Origin of the sequence: Micromonospora sp. NPDC049366, from assembly GCF_044466625.1 — a bacterium.
GTDB lineage: Bacteria > Actinomycetota > Actinomycetes > Mycobacteriales > Micromonosporaceae > Micromonospora.
This window is the reverse complement of sequence record NZ_JBITMV010000007.1, coordinates 230,109-245,110: the sequence shown is the minus strand read 5'-3', so window position 1 is coordinate 245,110 and position 15,002 is coordinate 230,109. Positions and strand designations below refer to the sequence as shown.

Sequence of the window (15,002 nt, the reverse complement as noted above, 5' to 3'; positions counted from 1 at the left end):
GCGGTCACCGCCCGGCCTCGGACAGCGACAACCCGGTGTCCGCGTCGAACAGGTGCGCGCGGTCCAGGTCGACGGTGACCGACAGCCGCTCGCCCGGCGTACCGGTGATGGTGGGTCGTGCCTTGACCTTGAGCAGCTCCGTCCCCACGCGGACGTCGACCACCGTTCGGTCACCGAGCGGCTCGAGCCCGTAGAGCTCACCCGACAACGAGGCGCTCCCACGCTGCTCGACGGACAGGTCCTCCGCGCGTACGCCCAGCAGCAGCGGACGACCGTCCTCAGCCGTGGTCCAGCGGGGTCGAGGTAGCGTCCAGCCGTCCGTACCGACCAGACGATCCCCCTCGACCCGGCAGGCGAGCAGGCTGATCGGCGGGCTCCCCACGAACCCGGCGACCCACTGGTTGGCGGGCCGCTCGTACACCTCGGTGGGCGTTCCGACCTGTTGCACCTTCCCCTCCTTGAGGACCGCGACCTGGTCGGCCATGGACAGGGCCTCGACCTGGTCGTTGGTCACGTAGACGAAGGTCGCGCCGAGGCTCCGGTGGATGCGGGTGAGCTCGGTACGCATCTCGACGCGGAGCTTGAGGTCGAGGTTCGTCAGCGGCTCGTCCATGAGGAACGCGCGCGGGCGGCGGACCAGCGCCCGGGCCAGGGCGACGCGCTGCATCTCACCGCCTGACAACTGCGCGGGACGACGCTGCAGCAGACGTTCGATGTGCAGCAGGCTCGACATCCGCTCGACGGCGGCGGCGATCTCGCTCGACGAACAGCGACGGGCCCGCAGCGGCGAGGCGATGTTCTCGTACGCCGTGTGTCGCGGGTAGAGGGCGTAGTTCTGGAACACCATGGCCAGGTCGCGTGCGGCCGGGGCGTCACCGGTGGCGTCCCGGCCGTCCAGGTGCACCGACCCGGCGTCGAGTTTCTCCAGGCCGGCGATCGCCCGCAGGGTCGTCGTCTTACCCGCCCCGGAGGGTCCGAGCACGACGAAGAACGAACCGTCCGGCACGTCCAGCGTCACCCCGTCCAGGGCCTGGACCTTGCCGAAGGACTTGCGCAGCCCGTGCGCTGCCACCGTTCCCATCAGGCCACCAGCTCTTCCGTGCTCACGTCGTAGACCGCCGGGGTTCCGCCGGTGTGCCGCAGCCCGACCTTGGCGTCGGCGGCGAAACGAACAGTCGGTGGCATCCGCACCCGTACGTCGCGCTGGCCGCCGTGGTCGACCACGTAGATGATTTCGTCGCCCAGCCACTCCACCGAGACCACCCGGGCGGGGATCGAGCCGTCCGCCCCTGGCGCGGTGACCTCCAGCGCCTCCGGTCGGACGCCGGCGACCAGGGAACGGTCGCGCGGCAGGCCCGGCGGTGGCGTGAGGACCAGTCCGCCCTGACTGTGCAGCCGGCCGTCGGCCACCTCCACGTCGATCAGGTTCATCGGCGGGGAGCCGATGAACGCGGCGCAGAAGAGACTCGCCGGGCGGTCGTAGACCTCCAGCGGCGTACCGATCTGCTCGACGCGGCCCTTGTTGAGGATGGCGATCCGGTGACCGAGCGACATCGCCTCGACCTGGTCGTGGGTGACGTAGACCATCGTCGCCCCCAGCTCGCCCTGCAGGTGCTTGATCTCCGTGCGCATGTCCGTCCGCAGCTCCGCGTCCAGATTGGTGAGAGGCTCGTCCATGAGGAAGGCGCGCGGTCGACGCACCAGGGCGCGAGCCAGCGCGACCCGCTGCTGCTCCCCGCCGGACAGCTGGCGCGGTCGCCGGTCCAGGAGCGGACCGAGCCGCATCAGCCGGGCGGCCTCGTCGACCCGCGCGTGTACCTCCTGCTTGGGCAGCCCCTCGGCGCGCAGGGGGAACGCCAGGTTGTCGCGGGTTCTCAGATGCGGGTAGAGGGCGTAGAACTGGAACACCATGGCGATGTCGCGCTCGGCGGGCGGCAGGTCGTTGACCAGCGTGTCGCCGATGCGGATGTCGCCGCTGGTCTGCCGTTCCAGGCCGGCGATGGCCCGCAGCGTGGTCGTCTTGCCGCAGCCCGAGGGGCCGAGCATCACGAACAGCTCGCCGTGGCCGATGGACAGGTCCACGCGATCGACCGCGACCGTCCCGTCCGGGTAGCGCTTGTGCAGCGCGCTCACCTCGATGCCCGCCATCAGCGTCGCACCGCCCCGAGCGTCACACCGGCGATGAGGTGCTTGCGCACCAGGTAGGCGAAGACGAGCACCGGGAGGGCGAACACCACGGACGCGGCTGCCACGAGACCCCAGTCCGTCGTGGTGCCGCCGATGAGGCCGGCGATGGCGGGCGGAGCCGTCCGGACGCTGTCACTGGAGGTGAGGAAGATGGCGAACACGAACTCGTTCCACGAGAAGATGAGTGCGAAGACCGCCGTCGCGGCGATGCCGGGCACGAGCTGGGGAAGTGTGTATCGCCAGAAGGCCTGCAGACGGGTGTAGCCGTCGAGCATGGCGGCGTCCTCGTACTCCGCGGGCACCTCGTCGACGAACCCCTTCATCATCCAGATCGTGAACGGCACGTTGAACGCGGCGTAGATGAGGATCAGGCCGATCTTGTTGTCGATGAGGCCGACCTGGCGGTACATGAGGAAGATCGGGATCACGACCACCACGGGTGGCATGAAGCGGGTGGACAGGATGAAGAACAGCTGGTCCTTCTTGGCCTTCACCGCGAAGCGTGAGTAGGCCCAAGCCGCCGGGACACCCAGCACGGTCGCCAGCACCGTGGAGACCCCGGCGACCACGACGGAGTTGAGGAACGAGACGGACACGGCCGTGCGACCGTCGCCGGGGGCGACGAACACGTCCCGGTAGTGGTCCAGGGTGACTGTGAAGTCGAAGAACTTGGCCGGGATGGCGTAGACGTCCCGGTTCTCCTTGATGGACGTCTCGATCATCCACAGCACCGGGAAGAGCATCACGGCGGCCAGCGCGGTCAGCAGCGCGACCTCCACCACGGAGCGGCCCCGGGCGCCGAAGCGGCGCGTGGGAGGCGTGTGATCCCGGGCCGGACCGGTGGACACGGCCTCGTCGACGGAGACGGCCATCAGCCCTCCTTCAGCTTGTTCAGGTAGCGCAGATAGAGCTGCGTGAGGACGATGACGACGAGGACCATGAGGATTCCGTACGCCGAGGCGGTTCCGGTGTTGAAGCCCAGGAACGCGACCTTGTAGATGTGGAACGACAACGTCTCGGTGGAGACGCCCGGGCCTCCGTTGGTGAGGATGTAGACGAGGTCGAACAGTCGGAACGCCTCGATGGCCCGGAACATCACGGCGATGAGCAGCAGCGGCCACACCAGCGGCAGCGTGATGGTGCGGAACCGGAACCACTCGGACGCCCGGTCGATCGAGGCGGCCTCGTAGAGGTACTTGGGGACCGCGCTGAGGCCGGCGAGTGCGATGAGCATGATGAACGGCGTCCACTGCCAGGTGTCGACCACGATCAGGGAGAGCAGGGCCGTCCGCTGCCGGGTGAGCCACTCCACCTGCCCGAGGCCGAGCGAGCCGAGCATGCTGTTGACCACGCCGAACTGGGCGTCGAGCATGAATCGCCAGAACAGCCCGACCACGACCGGTGACAGCATCATCGGCACCAGGAACAGGGTGGTCAGCAGTCCCCGCCCGTGCGTGCGCCGGGAGATCAGGTAGGCGATGCCGAACCCGAGCACGGTCTGCAGGGAGACCGCGCCGACCACGTAGATCAACGTGGTCAGGGCCCGCGTGTGGACCTGCGCCGAGGTCAGGATGGCCGTGTAGTTCCCGAACCCGACCCAGTTGGCGGGCCCGCCGCGGGTGGCCGAGTAGTCGGTGAAGGACAGGTACAACGCCCACAGCAGCGGGAACACCGACATGGCGAGCAGCAGCAGCAACGCGGGGGAGATGAAGGCCACGGCGAGCCCACGGTCGCTCAGCCGGCGGGACCGCCCCCGGGCGGGCGGCGTCGCGGACGCCACCTGCCCGGGGTCGTCGGTCGTCAGGGGGACGGGCGCACTCACAGTCCGCCGCCGCCCTTGCGGTTGCTCGAGTCGAGCACGCTCTGCTGCTCCCTGGCGATGTCGTCGAGCGCCTCCTTCGGCTTCTTCGCGCCGTTGAGGGCCGCGTTCACGTTGGTGTTCTCGATGTCGACCAGGCGCGCGTACTCGGGCACGTTCCACATGTCCCGCATCCGCGGAACCGAGTCGGCGTACACCTGGTTGAACGGCCCGGCGTTGAGGAACTCGGGCGACGCCAGGGCGTCCGTACGCGCCGGCACCCCACCGGCCGCGGCCCACTTCTTCTGGATGTCAGCCCGCTCGAACCACTTCATGAAGTTCAGCGCCTCCGCCTGGTTCGCCGCGGAGGAGTAGGCCGAGATGTGCATCCCCATCCCGCCGAGCGGGACGAGGTTCGTCTTCTGGCTCGGCAGGGTGGCGAAACCCAGCTTGTCGAGGATCTGCTCCCGCGTGGTGCCGAGCGTCGACTGCTTCGGATCGAGCAGGCCGCCGCTCGCGGCGATCCAGTTGAACGCGATGCAGGCCTTGCCCTGGGCGACCGCCGCGTTCACCTCGTCGATGAACCAGTTGCCGGAGCCCTTGGCGGTCAGCGGCTTCATCTTGTTGACCAGGACGTCCATCGCCTCCTGGCCCGCGGCGTCGTTGAGGACGCCGTCGATCTTGCGGGTCTTCGGGTCCCAGAGGTTCCCGCCGTAGACGCCGTTGACGGTGTTGTAGGTGACGGCCGCGGCGTCGGAGCCGTTGGCCTGGTGGAAGGCCAACCCGCTGACGCCCGGGTTGTCCGTCTGGCACTTCTCGGCGACTGAGATCATCTCGTCCCAGGTCTGCGGTGGTTTGTCGCCGATCAGGTCCTTGCGGTAGATCATCGTCCAGGTGTCGCCGAGCAGCGGCAGCCCGTACAGGCTGGCGTTCTCGTCGCGCTTGCCGGTCTCCGCCTGGGGGAACTGGCCGTAGGCCGCCAGGAGGTACGGGTTGTAGGCCTGGACGTCGATGTTGTTCTTGATGAAGTCGGTGAGGTCGAGGATGTTGCCGTTGGTCACGGCCTCGCCGATGTGTTGTGAGTCGAGGATCGCGATGTCGAAGTCGGTCTTGCGTGCGGCGAACTGGGTGAACATCGCGTCGTGCCAGTTGGCGTTCGGCACGGTGTTGACCTTGATGGTCGCGTTCGGCCGTTCCTTCTTGTACTCCGCGTTCGCGAAGGCCTCCAGTGCCTGCGCGGGCGGCCAGTCGAACCAGATGAAGCTGAGGGTCAGCGGGTCGTTGGTGAGCTGGGGGATGGTCGCCGGCGCCTTGGGGGCGCTCGCCTTCCCGCCGTCGTCCTGCCCACCGCCGCACGCCGCCGCGGTCGTGGCCACCAGCAGCATGGCCGCCGTCGCCAACCGCGCCTTTCGGCGGGGAACGCGCGATCGTCCTATTTGCTTCGGGTATCGCATCATCTGGCCTGCTTTCTGGATGGGGACTTCTAGGGCCTCGCTATTGCTTCGCCGAGCAGGTGCTGGGTTGTTCGGGCGTGTTGCCGGGCGGTCGCCGGGGGCGACCCGCGGCCCGGCGTCACGAGTAACGCCGCGATGTGCGGGATGGCTGGCGATCGTCACATTTCCTATACGATCCAGTTGGGGCGTCAGCATGTCGCAGTGATGTCACTGATGTCAACAGCTTCACCAAGGCGCAAGGAAGGACCTCACGTCACGATGGACGACGAAGCGATGACCGCGCGGGGCCGCAGGGCCGTGACGGGCGGAACGCCGGCGGGAAGGTCTCGCGGTCGGCTTGCCGACGAGGTGTACGACACGCTGCTCGGACAGCTGATGTCGCTACGGATCGAGCCTGGCTCGCGCGTCACGATCGACGTCCTGGCACGAGAGCTGGGGGTCTCGCAGACGCCGATCCGCGACGCGCTCAACCGCATGGAGGCCGAGGGCCTGGTCGTGCGTGTGCCGCACGCCGGCTACCGCATTCCGCCCCAGATCACCCGTCGCCGATTCGAGGACATGCTCGAGGTCCGCCTACTCCTCGAGCCGGCGGCGGCGCGCAGATCCGCCGAGCGCGCGTCGTCGGAGCAGGTGGCCGGTCTGCGACGAATGCTGGAGGAGATGGCGGAGTTGGAGGGAGGCAGCGGGCCCATGGCCTATGGCGCCTTCGGGCTGCGCGACGCCGCTTTCCATGATCTCGTCGCGCTGAGCGCGGAGAACCAGGTCATCCGTGAGGCGCTCGCTCGCCTGCACAGCCACGTGCACCTCTTCCGGCTGCACCGCGACGCCCAGGTCACCCACCTGGCCATGGCCGAGCACGAGGACATCGTGGCCGCGATCGCCGCGCGTGACCCGGACGCCGCCGCCTACGCGATGCGGCGGCACATCCTGCGCTCCGGCGAGCGTTTCCGGCGCGTGTTCGACGACGCCGAGGATGCGCAGCCCTTGGCGGTAGAGGCTTGACGGTGGAACTGGGCCGAGGAATGCTAACGCCACCGGATCGGATCGGATTGGATCTTCCTCACCCACCACCAGACGCGAGGAGAAGCAGGTGCCCAGAGCGCTGCTCCTGACCGGCGACGCCGCCGAGGAACTCGACACCATGTATCCCTACTACCGCGTGCAGGAGGGCGGCTGGGACGTCGACGTCTCGTCACGGACGACGCGTGACGTGCAGCTGGTCATCCACGAGTTCGACCCCAACTCCGACGCCTATGTGGAGAAGAACGGCCGGAAGCTGCCGGTCGACGTGCCCTGGGCCGAGGTCGACGTCGAGCGCTACGACGCCCTCATCATCCCCGGCGGACGTGCCCCCGAGTGGATCCGGGTCGATGCCGACGTCAGGCGCATCACCGAGCACTTCTTCGCCCGCAACCTCCCCATCGCGCTGGTCTGCCACGGCGCGCAGGTGCCGGCGGTGTACGGGCTGCTGAAGGGTCGAAAGACGGCGTGCTTCCCGCCCATCACGGGTGACATGGAGAACGCGGGCGCGACCGTCATCGACGCCCCGGACGTCGTCGACGGCAACCTCGTCTCCTGCCGGGGGTGGCCCGACATGCCGCAGTTCGGCCGGGTGATGATGGAGGTCTTCTCGAAGTCCGTCAACTCCGCATCGGCGTGACCACACCTGGCCTGCCTCGGTGACGACACTTCGGACGATCACCGTCGACGGTTCCCCCGTCCACGTCCTGGAGGGCGGCGCCGGGCCTGCGGTGCTGATGCTGCACGGCTCCGGACCCGGCACGACCGGGTCCGGAGCCTGGGCGACGACGGCGCAGGCGCTGGGCACGTCCTGGCACCTGGTGGCTCCTGACCAGGCGGGGTTCGGCCGTACGCCTGTCCCGGCGGGCGCCAAGGGCGGGCTGCGGCTGTGGACGGAGCAGGCCGCGGGCCTGATGGAGGCACTCGGCATCGAGCACTACGCGGTCGTGGGTCACTCCATGGGCGGTGCCGTGGCGCTGGCGTTGGCGGCCGCACGCCCCCAGCAGGTCACCCACGTCGTGGCGGTCTCGACGATGGGCGCCCCCGGGGCGTCGCTCTCCGCCGAGCTTGACGCGGTCTGGGCCGCCCCCGCCGGCCCGCTCGGGGCACGAGACATGCTCAGTCGCCTTGTCTTCGACCAGGCGCTCGTGACCGATGCGGCCGTCGACGCCCGGGCGGCCGCGATGCGGGCGGGGGCGGCCGGGTACGCGCCGCTGTTCCCTCCGCCCAGGGCACGATGGTTCGACGACCTCACCCTCTCGACGCAGACGCTGGCCGCGGTCCGCGCGCCCGTGCTGCTCGTGCACGGCGCCGAGGACCGCGTCACTCCGCTCGGGACGGCAGCCCAGCCCCTGCTCGCACACCTGGCCGATGTCCGGCTGCACGTGTTCGGTCGATGCGGGCACGTGCCGGCGATCGAGCACCCGCACGAGTTCCGGCACCTACTGTCGTGCTTCCTGCGCCGGGACCGAGGTCACTAACCGCCGCGGCGGGTCCGGCTCGACCGCACGGCCTCACCGTCGGACGGTCGCCGCGAGCGTGTGCGCCCGGGCGCGGGCCAGCAGCTTGAGGAGATCCCGCTTGCGGGGTTCGGTGTCGAGGATGAAGTCGTCGAACCGCCGATCCCCCGGGTGACCCAGGGCGGATGCGGGGTATCGAGATGTCAAGCCTTCTCTGGCATTGTCGCCATGGAATCAACGGAGCTGAATCGCGAGTCACGCTGGTGCGGCGCGTGTCGCCAGCTGACTAGTGCGGTCTCCACTAACGACCGGGGGATCAATAGTGGTGGCTGTCGAGCGGTGATTCACCATGCGGCCTCCAGGTCGGCGGCCATGCTGATGGTGGAGAGGTCCACGCCCTACCACAGGGCCAGGGCCTGGTGCGGCAGGGCCGGCCGTAGCCAGGCCAGGGTGACCAGCACCCGGTCCCGCAGGGTCAGCGTTTCGGGTATGCCCGGCAACGGGCCGGCGGCGGCGGTCTCGTCCACCCCGGCGGCGATACAGCCGTCCTTCCCGGGCGGCGTGGAACGGATCGGCCAGTTCGGCGACCAGACGGTCCAGATGACTGCGGGGAACGCCGGTGAAGACAGAGTGGGAAAGGCCCTACGGCCTTCTTGATCGACACAATCAGCAGGGCGTGCGGCCCGCAGCTCTGACGATCAAGCCGACACGTCGCGTCGCATCAATACGTGGCTTCTGATCCCCAGGTCGTGAGAGGGGCAGCTCCGCTGGCCTAAACCGTCGCACCGCTACTTCAAGGCGGGCCTGATCAGCAGGTCGGGCCGCTTCTCGCAGAGGTGGATCGGCTGGGGTCATCTGATGGGTTCGCCGCGTGGCGCTGGTAGTGCCGGGACACGCGGGCGCGGTTGCCGCAGGACGGCTTGCACCACGCCTGGCGCGGATGTTCCTTGACGAAGTAACGCACGCAGCGTGGCGCCGGGCAGGCGAGCAGTTGGGCGCGGGCCGGGCTGGCGAGAAACTCGATCGCGGCCCGGGCCAGCCCCGCTGTGAGGCGCAGTCGGGCGTCGGCCGGCGCGCAGCGCCAGGCAACCGTTGGTGTCGACTCGTCCGGCCAGTTCAGCACGGGCCGGACCGGCAGCCGGCCGGCGGCCTGGTTGAGTTGATCGACGGCGTCCGGCACGGAAAGCAGTGTCGAGGAGTCGGCCCAGCTCGGTGGCCCGGGGCGGACCGCATGCGCGAACAGGGTACGCACGGCGCGTCGCAGCGCGACCACGTCGAGGCGGAGTTGCTCATCGGGCGTGCTGGCGTTCGGCCCGGGCTCGGCGGCGTACTCCCGCAGCGGATCGGCGTGCTCCCGGATCCAGGTCGTCAGTCCGGCGACGTCGACGAGGTCGTCGGCGACGCCCCCGTTGCCGTCGTGCCGGATGGTGCTGGCCAAGGCGAGCGCGAGCTGCTGTGACATCGGGCCTCCTCTGGTACGTCCTTGACTTGCCCGGCTTGATCGAGTGTAGCCTCCCTAATGCTTACGGTGGAGATAGCCATTAGGGGGCGTCTTGCTCGTCATCGCACACCTCAGTGACACGCACATCGACAGCCATCCCCGCTCGGCCGAGCGGACCGCCCGGGTGATGGACTACCTGCACGCCCTACCACGACCGGTTGACGCGATCCTGATCAGCGGGGACATCGCCGACCACGGCGAGGTGGCCGAGTACCAGACCGCCGCGAAGCTTTTCGCGTCCCCACTGCCGGTCATGGTCTGCCCCGGCAACCACGATGTCCGCGACGCGTACCGCAAGGGCCTACTCGGCGACGAGAGCGGCGGCAGCGGCCCGATCAACACCCGGTACGACGTCGCCGGCGCTGTCTTCCTGCTCGCGGACTCGTCGATTCCGGGCGAGGACGACGGTCGCCTCGACGCGGAGACTATGGACTGGCTCGCCGATCAACTCGGCTCGGTGCCGGCCGGGACACCGGCCTTCGTCTCCTTCCACCACCCACCGGTCGAACTGCACCACCCCGTCATCGATTCGATGCGGCTGTTTCCCGCCGAGCCGCTGGCCGAACTGCTGGCCGCCCATCCGCAGGTCGTCGCGGTACTCACCGGGCACTTCCACACCGCCGCCGCGAGCACCTTCGCCGGTCGGCCACTGCGGATCGCGCCCGGCGTCGTCTCTACGCTCCGGCTGCCCTGGGAGGGTGACGGGCCGCTGGTCGACGTGCGACAGCCGCCAGGGGTGGCGTTCCACGTGTACGACGACGCGGGGCTGCTGAGCACCCACTATCGGGTGGTGGTCTGAGGATGCAGGGGATCTCCGTACTCGGCTTCCTGGTCGCCCTCGCGCCGATCACCATGACGCCGGGGACCAGCCTGGCCCTGGTCGTATCACGGGTCGCCGCGGGCGGGCGGCGGCAGGGTTGGTGGGTGATCCTGGGTACGGTCACCGGGATCTACGTGCACGCGACTCTCGCAGCCGTCGGCCTCGCCGCGCTGGTGCTGCGCTCGTCACAGGCGTTCTGGATCGTGAAGCTGGTCGGCGCCGGCTATCTGGTCGGGCTCGGTCTGTGGCTGCTCTGGTCGGCGACCCGTCGCCGACACCCGACCGACTCGGCCAAGCTGGACGACCTGGCAACCCGCCGGCCCCGGCAGTTGCCGTGGCGCGGGCACCACCCGTACGCCCAAGGGCTGCTCGGCAATGTGCTCAATCCCAAGGCTGCCGCCGTGTATCTGACCCTTGCCCCGCAGTTCCTCGACTCACACCGCTCGGTGCTGATTCCGATGCTGGTGCTGGCCTCGGCGCACGCGACGCTACACACCTGCTGGCTCGCTGGCTGGACCGTTGTCTCGGGCGCGGCGGCCCGGCTGCTTCGTACCCTCCGGGTGCGCCGGGCGCTCGATCGGCTGACCGGCGCGCTCCTGGTCGGTCTCGGTATCCGCGCCGCAGCAGGTTGACCCAAACGATCGGCGTGCGGAGGAGAGGAAGTTTCGCCGATCACCGCCGCCCTACTCCGGATCGCCGGCCGGCAGTGGCCGACCGAACCGCGTACCGAGATGCTTCGCGATTGGCAGGCCAAGTTGACGGTGATCGCCGACTACAGCAAATACCTAGGCCGCTCGCGCCGTCGCAGGTGGGCGGCGGGGGTCACGTCGGGACTGGCCGGCGCCGGGGAGGTGCCGGCCGGCTCGACGGTGCGTGATCAGCCCGGGCAGCACGGTTGTGGTGGGGGTGGTGGGTCCGCCGCCCGGGGTGCGGGTGGCGATCATGGCCGCCGCGACGAGGTCACGGTGCCCGGTGTACGTGCAGTGTGGGCGGTTCAGGGTGCGCCCACGTGGTTTCGGTATCCGCCGCTGGCAGGCGGGGCAGGTGGATGAGGTGCAGCCGCAGGTCGTGCCGCCGCCCGGCCGGGATGCGGCGGTGACAGCAGCGCCACCGCCGTGACGAGCGACCGGACGGCGCGCGACCGGCTCCCGGACCTGTCTTGACCGGTCACGTTGCCGGTGCGGAGTCACGCCTGGTGGCCTCTGGCCTTGCGCCGTCTCCCGGCTGCCGCCGCGTGTGCCAGGCCACCCCGAGGGCGTTCAGCCCCACGCCCCAGATGAGGAGTACGGCGAGCCACTGGGCCCACTTCGCCACGTTCATCTCACCGGAGAGCAGGTTCCGGACCGTGGCGTACGGGGTGAAGGCCTGCGCGGGAGAGAGGGCGTCGACCGCGCCCAGCAGAGCCCAGAGGCCCAGCGGCAGCACGATGGTGGCGAGGCACGCGACGAGAGTGGAGCGCAGGAGCAGGCCCAGTCCGGTGCCGACCAGTTGGGCGACGATCTGCACGAGCACGCCGCCGACCGCGATGGTGGCGGCGTGCTGCCACGGGGTCGTCGCGGTGCCGGACGGAGCGAGCGCGATCGCGGCGCCGCTGACCAGGATCCCGAAGACTCCGACTGCGGCGGCCAGGAGCACCGCCGCCAAGAGGGTGGGGCCGGGCCGTGCCGGCCGGGGTGATCGACGCAGGTCGTGCGCCAGCAGGACGCCGAGGAACGGCACCGTCACCGACATCAGGCTCTGCACCAGGTCCGAGACGGTGGAGAAGGTGATGTCCTCGGGCGGCGCCGCGGTCGTCGCCACGGCGGCCAGCAGGCCCAGCAGCAGCGTGGTCGCCACCAGCCACCGCCGGGGTCGCGTCGCCACGGCACGCCGGAGCGCATCGGCGGTGGCCGCACCGAAAGGGACCGGGGCCCCGCCGGCGTCCAGAGTGTGCTGTCTCATCTCCCTGCCTCCTCTCCTGCCCTCCCTCAGGGTCCCTCATCGGATCGACCAGCGCTGACCGCCGCGCTCATCGGGCTGGGGCGCGGGCCGCGCGAGGACGAGATCACGATGCTGGCCGGCAGGATCATCGACCCCGTCGACGGGGATCGGTGGCGGTTGCGGTGGCGGTCAGGACGTCGCGGCGTCGTGGGCCGCCATGGTGTCCTGCCGGCCGGCCTCCTCGCGCAGGACGGCGCAGTTCAGCCAGCTGTCCGGGATGGCGAAGGCGTCGACGAGCGTACGCAGGTGCGGCCGCAACTCCTTGAGCAGGCCGTTCACCACGGCGGTGATCGCCTTCGACCGTGCCGGCGTGAACCGCCCGTGCTCCAGGAACCACCCCGTGTCGGCCTCGATGACGCTGAGCGCGTACAGGTCGCAGACGCGCGAGAGCAGCGCGCGGGCCGCCGGGTCCGCCGTGTTCTCGATGCCGGCGACGAACGCCTCCAGGGTGATCCGGTCGATGTGCGCGGCGGCGACCCTCAGGACGTGGTCCTGGACGTCGTTGAAGATGTCGAAGGGCTGGTCCTTCTTGGCGGACGCGCCGTTGCGCAGGCGCCGCACCGCGCCGTCGAGCAGGTGCTTCTCGCGGTCCTCGAAGATCTTGAGCTGCCACCCGCGGTCGGTGACGGCGACCTCCTCGTCCCGGCCGGGCACGGAGGCGACGAGCCGCTCGATGAGCGAGCGCGCGGCGGTGCGTTCGAGCACCATGGCGCGGACCTGCTCGGCGACGAAGGAGGCGCGCCCCCAGCCGTCCAGCGAGCCGAACTCGTCGCGGTAGCCGGTGAGCAGCCCTTTGGCGACGAGTTGCAGCAGCACCGTGTTGTCACCCTCGAAGGTGGTGAAGACGTCGGTGTCGGCCTTCAGGCCGGGCAGCCGGTTCTCGGCCAGGTAGCCGGCCCCGCCGCACGCCTCACGGCACATCTGGATGGTGCGGGTGGCGTGCCAGGTCTGCGCCGCCTTGAGGCCGGCGGCGCGGGACTCCAGCTCCCGCTGCCGCTGCTCGTCGAGGGGCCCGTCGCCGCGGTGCACCTCGTCGAGCGCGGCGACCAGCTCGGCCTGGGCGAAGTGCAGGGCGTACGTGGTGGCCAGGGCGGGCAGCAGCTTGCGCTGGTGGGCCAGGTAGTCGTTGAGCGGCACCTCCCGGTCGGCGTCGGGCGTGCCGAACTGGCGGCGGATGTCGCCGTAGCGGACCGCGATGGTCAGCGCGGACTTGGTGGCCGCGGACGCGGCGCCGCCGACGCTGACCCGACCGCGGACCAGGGTGCCGAGCATGGTGAAGAAGCGTCGGGTGTCGCTCTCGATCGGGCTGGAGTAGGTGCCGTCCTCCGCGACCTGGCCGTACCGGTCCAGCAGCATGTCCCGGGGCACCCGCACGTGGTCGAAGCTGAGCCGCCCGTTGTCCACGCCGAGCAGGCCACCCTTGGGGCCGGCGTCGCCGATGGTCACGCCGGGCATCGGGTTGCCCTGCGCGTCGCGGATCGGGACCAGCCACGCGTGCACGCCGTGGCCGCGTCCCTCGGTGATCAGCTGGGCGAAGACCACCGCCATCCGTCCGTCCCGCGCCGCGTTGCCGATGTAGTCCTTGCGGGCCGCCTCGTGCGGGGTGTGCAGGTCGAAGGCCCGAGTCCGTGGGTCGTACGTGCAGGTGGTGCGCAGCTGCTGGACGTCGGAGCCGTGACCGGTCTCGGTCATGGCGAAGCATCCGAGAAGCGCTCCCGACGCGATGTCGCGCAGGTGGGCGTCGTGGTGCCGCCGCGTGCCGAGGGCAAGCACGGCGCCGCCGAACAGGCCCCACTGCACGCCGGCCTTGACCATGAGCGACAGGTCGACCTGCGCCAGCATCTCGCTGGCCACGATCGAGCCGCCGACGTCGGACCGGCCGCCGTATTCGGGGGGATAGGCCGACGGCATCCCGAACTCGGTCGGCAGTTGGGTGAGCAGCCGGGTGACCCGTTCGCGGGCCTCGTCGCCGCTCTCGCCGTACACCGGGAGGAAGCGGGCGTCGAGCTTCGCCCGGTGCCCGTCGCGGACCCGTGCCCACGGTCCGTCGAGCACGTCCTGAAGGCGGGCCGGGTCGACGGGGCCGGGCACGTTACTCATGGCTACCTCGGGTGACAGCGTCATGGGTACAGCTCGTACCCAGTCAAGGTATCGAGCCGCTAGGGCGGTGCGCCGGGAATTCGCCTCATGAATCGGTGTAGGAGAGGGATGCGCGCGAAGATCATTCGCGTGTGCGCGGGAGGTGCGTCGAACACAGACGTGGCAACGGCTTTGAGTGTCATTTGTCCACGGTGGGCAGATGGCGGCGGCGGTTCCTGACCGAGCGCCTCGATGGGCTGATCGACGAGCAGCGCCCGGGCCGGCCCCCATCGATCAGCCTGGACCAGGTCGAACAGGTGGTGATCGCCACCCTGGAGCAGACGCCCCGCAACGCCACCCACTGGTCCCGTAAGTCGATGGCCGAGCGGTCAGGGCTGTCGAAGTCAACAATCGGCCGGATCTGGCGGGACTTCGGGCTCGAACCGCACCGGGCGGACACGTTCAAGCGGTCCACCGACCCGCAGCTCATCGAGAAGGTCGTCGACGTCGTCGGCCTCTGGCACAGCCCGCCCGAACGGGCCGTCGTGCTGTGCGTGGACGAGAAATCCCAGATCCAGGCCCTGGACCGCGCACAACCCGTGCTGCCGATGATGCCCGGCATGCCCGAACGGCGCACCCACGACTACGCCCGCAACGACATCACCAGCCTGTTCGCCGCGTTCAACAACGCCGACGGCTACGC

At 69.9% G+C, this 15,002-nt stretch carries 16 protein-coding genes and 1 pseudogene; 6 read left to right on the top strand and 11 right to left on the bottom strand.

Annotated elements, in window-relative coordinates:
- Nucleotides 1–4: 4 nt before the first annotated feature.
- From ACIBTV_RS13055 to ACIBTV_RS13035, 5 genes are read right to left on the bottom strand one after another with little or no spacing between them, the layout of a single operon-like run.
- On the bottom strand, nucleotides 5–1,081 hold the full coding sequence (locus ACIBTV_RS13055; RefSeq protein WP_396704369.1) for an ABC transporter ATP-binding protein: 1,077 nt from the start codon (nucleotides 1,079–1,081) through the stop codon (nucleotides 5–7).
- On the bottom strand, nucleotides 1,081–2,148 hold the full coding sequence (locus tag ACIBTV_RS13050; RefSeq protein ID WP_396704367.1) for an ABC transporter ATP-binding protein: 1,068 nt from the start codon (nucleotides 2,146–2,148) through the stop codon (nucleotides 1,081–1,083). The genes ACIBTV_RS13055 and ACIBTV_RS13050 overlap by 1 nt, the downstream gene beginning before the upstream one ends.
- Nucleotides 2,148–3,059: a carbohydrate ABC transporter permease gene (locus ACIBTV_RS13045; RefSeq protein ID WP_396704365.1), complete on the bottom strand. Its 912-nt coding sequence runs from the start codon at nucleotides 3,057–3,059 to the stop codon at nucleotides 2,148–2,150. The genes ACIBTV_RS13050 and ACIBTV_RS13045 overlap by 1 nt, the downstream gene beginning before the upstream one ends.
- A complete protein-coding gene (locus ACIBTV_RS13040) occupies nucleotides 3,059–4,009 on the bottom strand; it encodes a carbohydrate ABC transporter permease (RefSeq protein WP_396704363.1) in 951 nt (316 codons plus the stop codon). The genes ACIBTV_RS13045 and ACIBTV_RS13040 overlap by 1 nt, the downstream gene beginning before the upstream one ends.
- Nucleotides 4,006–5,385 (bottom strand): extracellular solute-binding protein, encoded by a 1,380-nt coding sequence (locus tag ACIBTV_RS13035; protein WP_396704361.1) that lies wholly within the window; start codon nucleotides 5,383–5,385, stop codon nucleotides 4,006–4,008. Before ACIBTV_RS13035 ends, ACIBTV_RS13040 begins: the two co-directional genes overlap by 4 nt.
- 312 nt (nucleotides 5,386–5,697) lie before the next feature.
- Between ACIBTV_RS13035 and ACIBTV_RS13030 the strand changes: the two genes are divergently transcribed.
- The 3 genes from ACIBTV_RS13030 to ACIBTV_RS13020 all read left to right on the top strand — a co-directional run bounded on the left by ACIBTV_RS13030 (nucleotide 5,698) and on the right by ACIBTV_RS13020 (nucleotide 7,940).
- Nucleotides 5,698–6,441 carry a GntR family transcriptional regulator gene (locus tag ACIBTV_RS13030; protein ID WP_396704359.1) on the top strand — a complete coding sequence of 248 codons (744 nt, stop codon included), beginning with the start codon at nucleotides 5,698–5,700 and terminating at the stop codon, nucleotides 6,439–6,441.
- Between the two features lie 88 nt (nucleotides 6,442–6,529).
- Nucleotides 6,530–7,099: a DJ-1/PfpI family protein gene (locus tag ACIBTV_RS13025; RefSeq protein WP_396704357.1), complete on the top strand. Its 570-nt coding sequence runs from the start codon at nucleotides 6,530–6,532 to the stop codon at nucleotides 7,097–7,099.
- A 19-nt stretch (nucleotides 7,100–7,118) separates the two neighbouring features.
- Complete coding sequence (locus tag ACIBTV_RS13020) at nucleotides 7,119–7,940, top strand: alpha/beta fold hydrolase (protein ID WP_396704355.1); 822 nt, start codon at nucleotides 7,119–7,121, stop codon at nucleotides 7,938–7,940.
- Nucleotides 7,941–7,973: 33 nt separating this feature from the next.
- On the opposite strand, the gene ACIBTV_RS13015 is transcribed toward ACIBTV_RS13020, so the two are convergent.
- The 3 genes from ACIBTV_RS13015 to ACIBTV_RS13005 all read right to left on the bottom strand — a co-directional run bounded on the left by ACIBTV_RS13015 (nucleotide 7,974) and on the right by ACIBTV_RS13005 (nucleotide 9,381).
- Entirely contained in the window at nucleotides 7,974–8,126 is a 153-nt protein-coding gene (locus ACIBTV_RS13015; RefSeq protein ID WP_396704353.1) for a hypothetical protein, read from the bottom strand.
- 191 nt (nucleotides 8,127–8,317) lie between these two features.
- Nucleotides 8,318–8,446: a hypothetical protein gene (locus tag ACIBTV_RS13010; RefSeq protein ID WP_396704351.1), complete on the bottom strand. Its 129-nt coding sequence runs from the start codon at nucleotides 8,444–8,446 to the stop codon at nucleotides 8,318–8,320.
- 281 nt (nucleotides 8,447–8,727) lie between these two features.
- The gene (locus tag ACIBTV_RS13005) at nucleotides 8,728–9,381 is read right to left on the bottom strand and encodes a CGNR zinc finger domain-containing protein (RefSeq protein ID WP_396704349.1); all 654 of its coding nucleotides are present in this window, start codon (nucleotides 9,379–9,381) and stop codon (nucleotides 8,728–8,730) included.
- Nucleotides 9,382–9,472: 91 nt separating this feature from the next.
- Here ACIBTV_RS13005 and ACIBTV_RS13000 point away from each other — a divergent pair, with 91 nt between their 5' ends.
- Nucleotides 9,473–10,219: a metallophosphoesterase gene (locus tag ACIBTV_RS13000; RefSeq protein ID WP_396704347.1), complete on the top strand. Its 747-nt coding sequence runs from the start codon at nucleotides 9,473–9,475 to the stop codon at nucleotides 10,217–10,219.
- A gap of 2 nt (nucleotides 10,220–10,221) precedes the next feature.
- Complete coding sequence (locus ACIBTV_RS12995; RefSeq protein WP_396704345.1) at nucleotides 10,222–10,872, top strand: LysE family translocator; 651 nt, start codon at nucleotides 10,222–10,224, stop codon at nucleotides 10,870–10,872.
- Between the two features lie 153 nt (nucleotides 10,873–11,025).
- On the opposite strand, the gene ACIBTV_RS12990 is transcribed toward ACIBTV_RS12995, so the two are convergent.
- From ACIBTV_RS12990 to ACIBTV_RS12980, 3 genes are all read right to left on the bottom strand, one after another.
- Nucleotides 11,026–11,430 carry a zinc ribbon domain-containing protein gene (locus ACIBTV_RS12990; RefSeq protein WP_396704343.1) on the bottom strand — a complete coding sequence of 135 codons (405 nt, stop codon included), beginning with the start codon at nucleotides 11,428–11,430 and terminating at the stop codon, nucleotides 11,026–11,028.
- Entirely contained in the window at nucleotides 11,408–12,181 is a 774-nt protein-coding gene (locus ACIBTV_RS12985; protein WP_396704341.1) for a hypothetical protein, read from the bottom strand. Before ACIBTV_RS12985 ends, ACIBTV_RS12990 begins: the two co-directional genes overlap by 23 nt.
- Before the next feature lie 168 nt (nucleotides 12,182–12,349).
- Entirely contained in the window at nucleotides 12,350–14,320 is a 1,971-nt protein-coding gene (locus ACIBTV_RS12980; protein WP_396704339.1) for an acyl-CoA dehydrogenase, read from the bottom strand.
- Between the two features lie 78 nt (nucleotides 14,321–14,398).
- Between ACIBTV_RS12980 and ACIBTV_RS12975 the strand changes: the two are divergent.
- Nucleotides 14,399–14,997 (top strand): annotated as a pseudogene (locus tag ACIBTV_RS12975) (IS630 family transposase); the annotation flags it as partial.
- Between the last annotated feature and the right edge of the window lie 5 nt (nucleotides 14,998–15,002).

What these genes read in the sequence shown, in the direction of transcription:
- ACIBTV_RS12995 (WP_396704345.1), top strand. Translation starts at nt 10,222, where the DNA reads ATGCAGGGGATCTCCGTACTCGGCTTCCTGGTCGCCCTCGCGCCGATC.
- ACIBTV_RS13030 (WP_396704359.1), top strand. Translation starts at nt 5,698, where the DNA reads ATGGACGACGAAGCGATGACCGCGCGGGGCCGCAGGGCCGTGACGGGC.
- ACIBTV_RS13045 (WP_396704365.1), bottom strand. Translation starts at nt 3,059, where the DNA reads ATGGCCGTCTCCGTCGACGAGGCCGTGTCCACCGGTCCGGCCCGGGAT.
- ACIBTV_RS13050 (WP_396704367.1), bottom strand. Translation starts at nt 2,148, where the DNA reads ATGGCGGGCATCGAGGTGAGCGCGCTGCACAAGCGCTACCCGGACGGG.
- ACIBTV_RS12985 (WP_396704341.1), bottom strand. Translation starts at nt 12,181, where the DNA reads ATGAGACAGCACACTCTGGACGCCGGCGGGGCCCCGGTCCCTTTCGGT.
- ACIBTV_RS13005 (WP_396704349.1), bottom strand. Translation starts at nt 9,381, where the DNA reads ATGTCACAGCAGCTCGCGCTCGCCTTGGCCAGCACCATCCGGCACGAC.
- ACIBTV_RS12980 (WP_396704339.1), bottom strand. Translation starts at nt 14,320, where the DNA reads ATGAGTAACGTGCCCGGCCCCGTCGACCCGGCCCGCCTTCAGGACGTG.
- ACIBTV_RS13055 (WP_396704369.1), bottom strand. Translation starts at nt 1,081, where the DNA reads ATGGGAACGGTGGCAGCGCACGGGCTGCGCAAGTCCTTCGGCAAGGTC.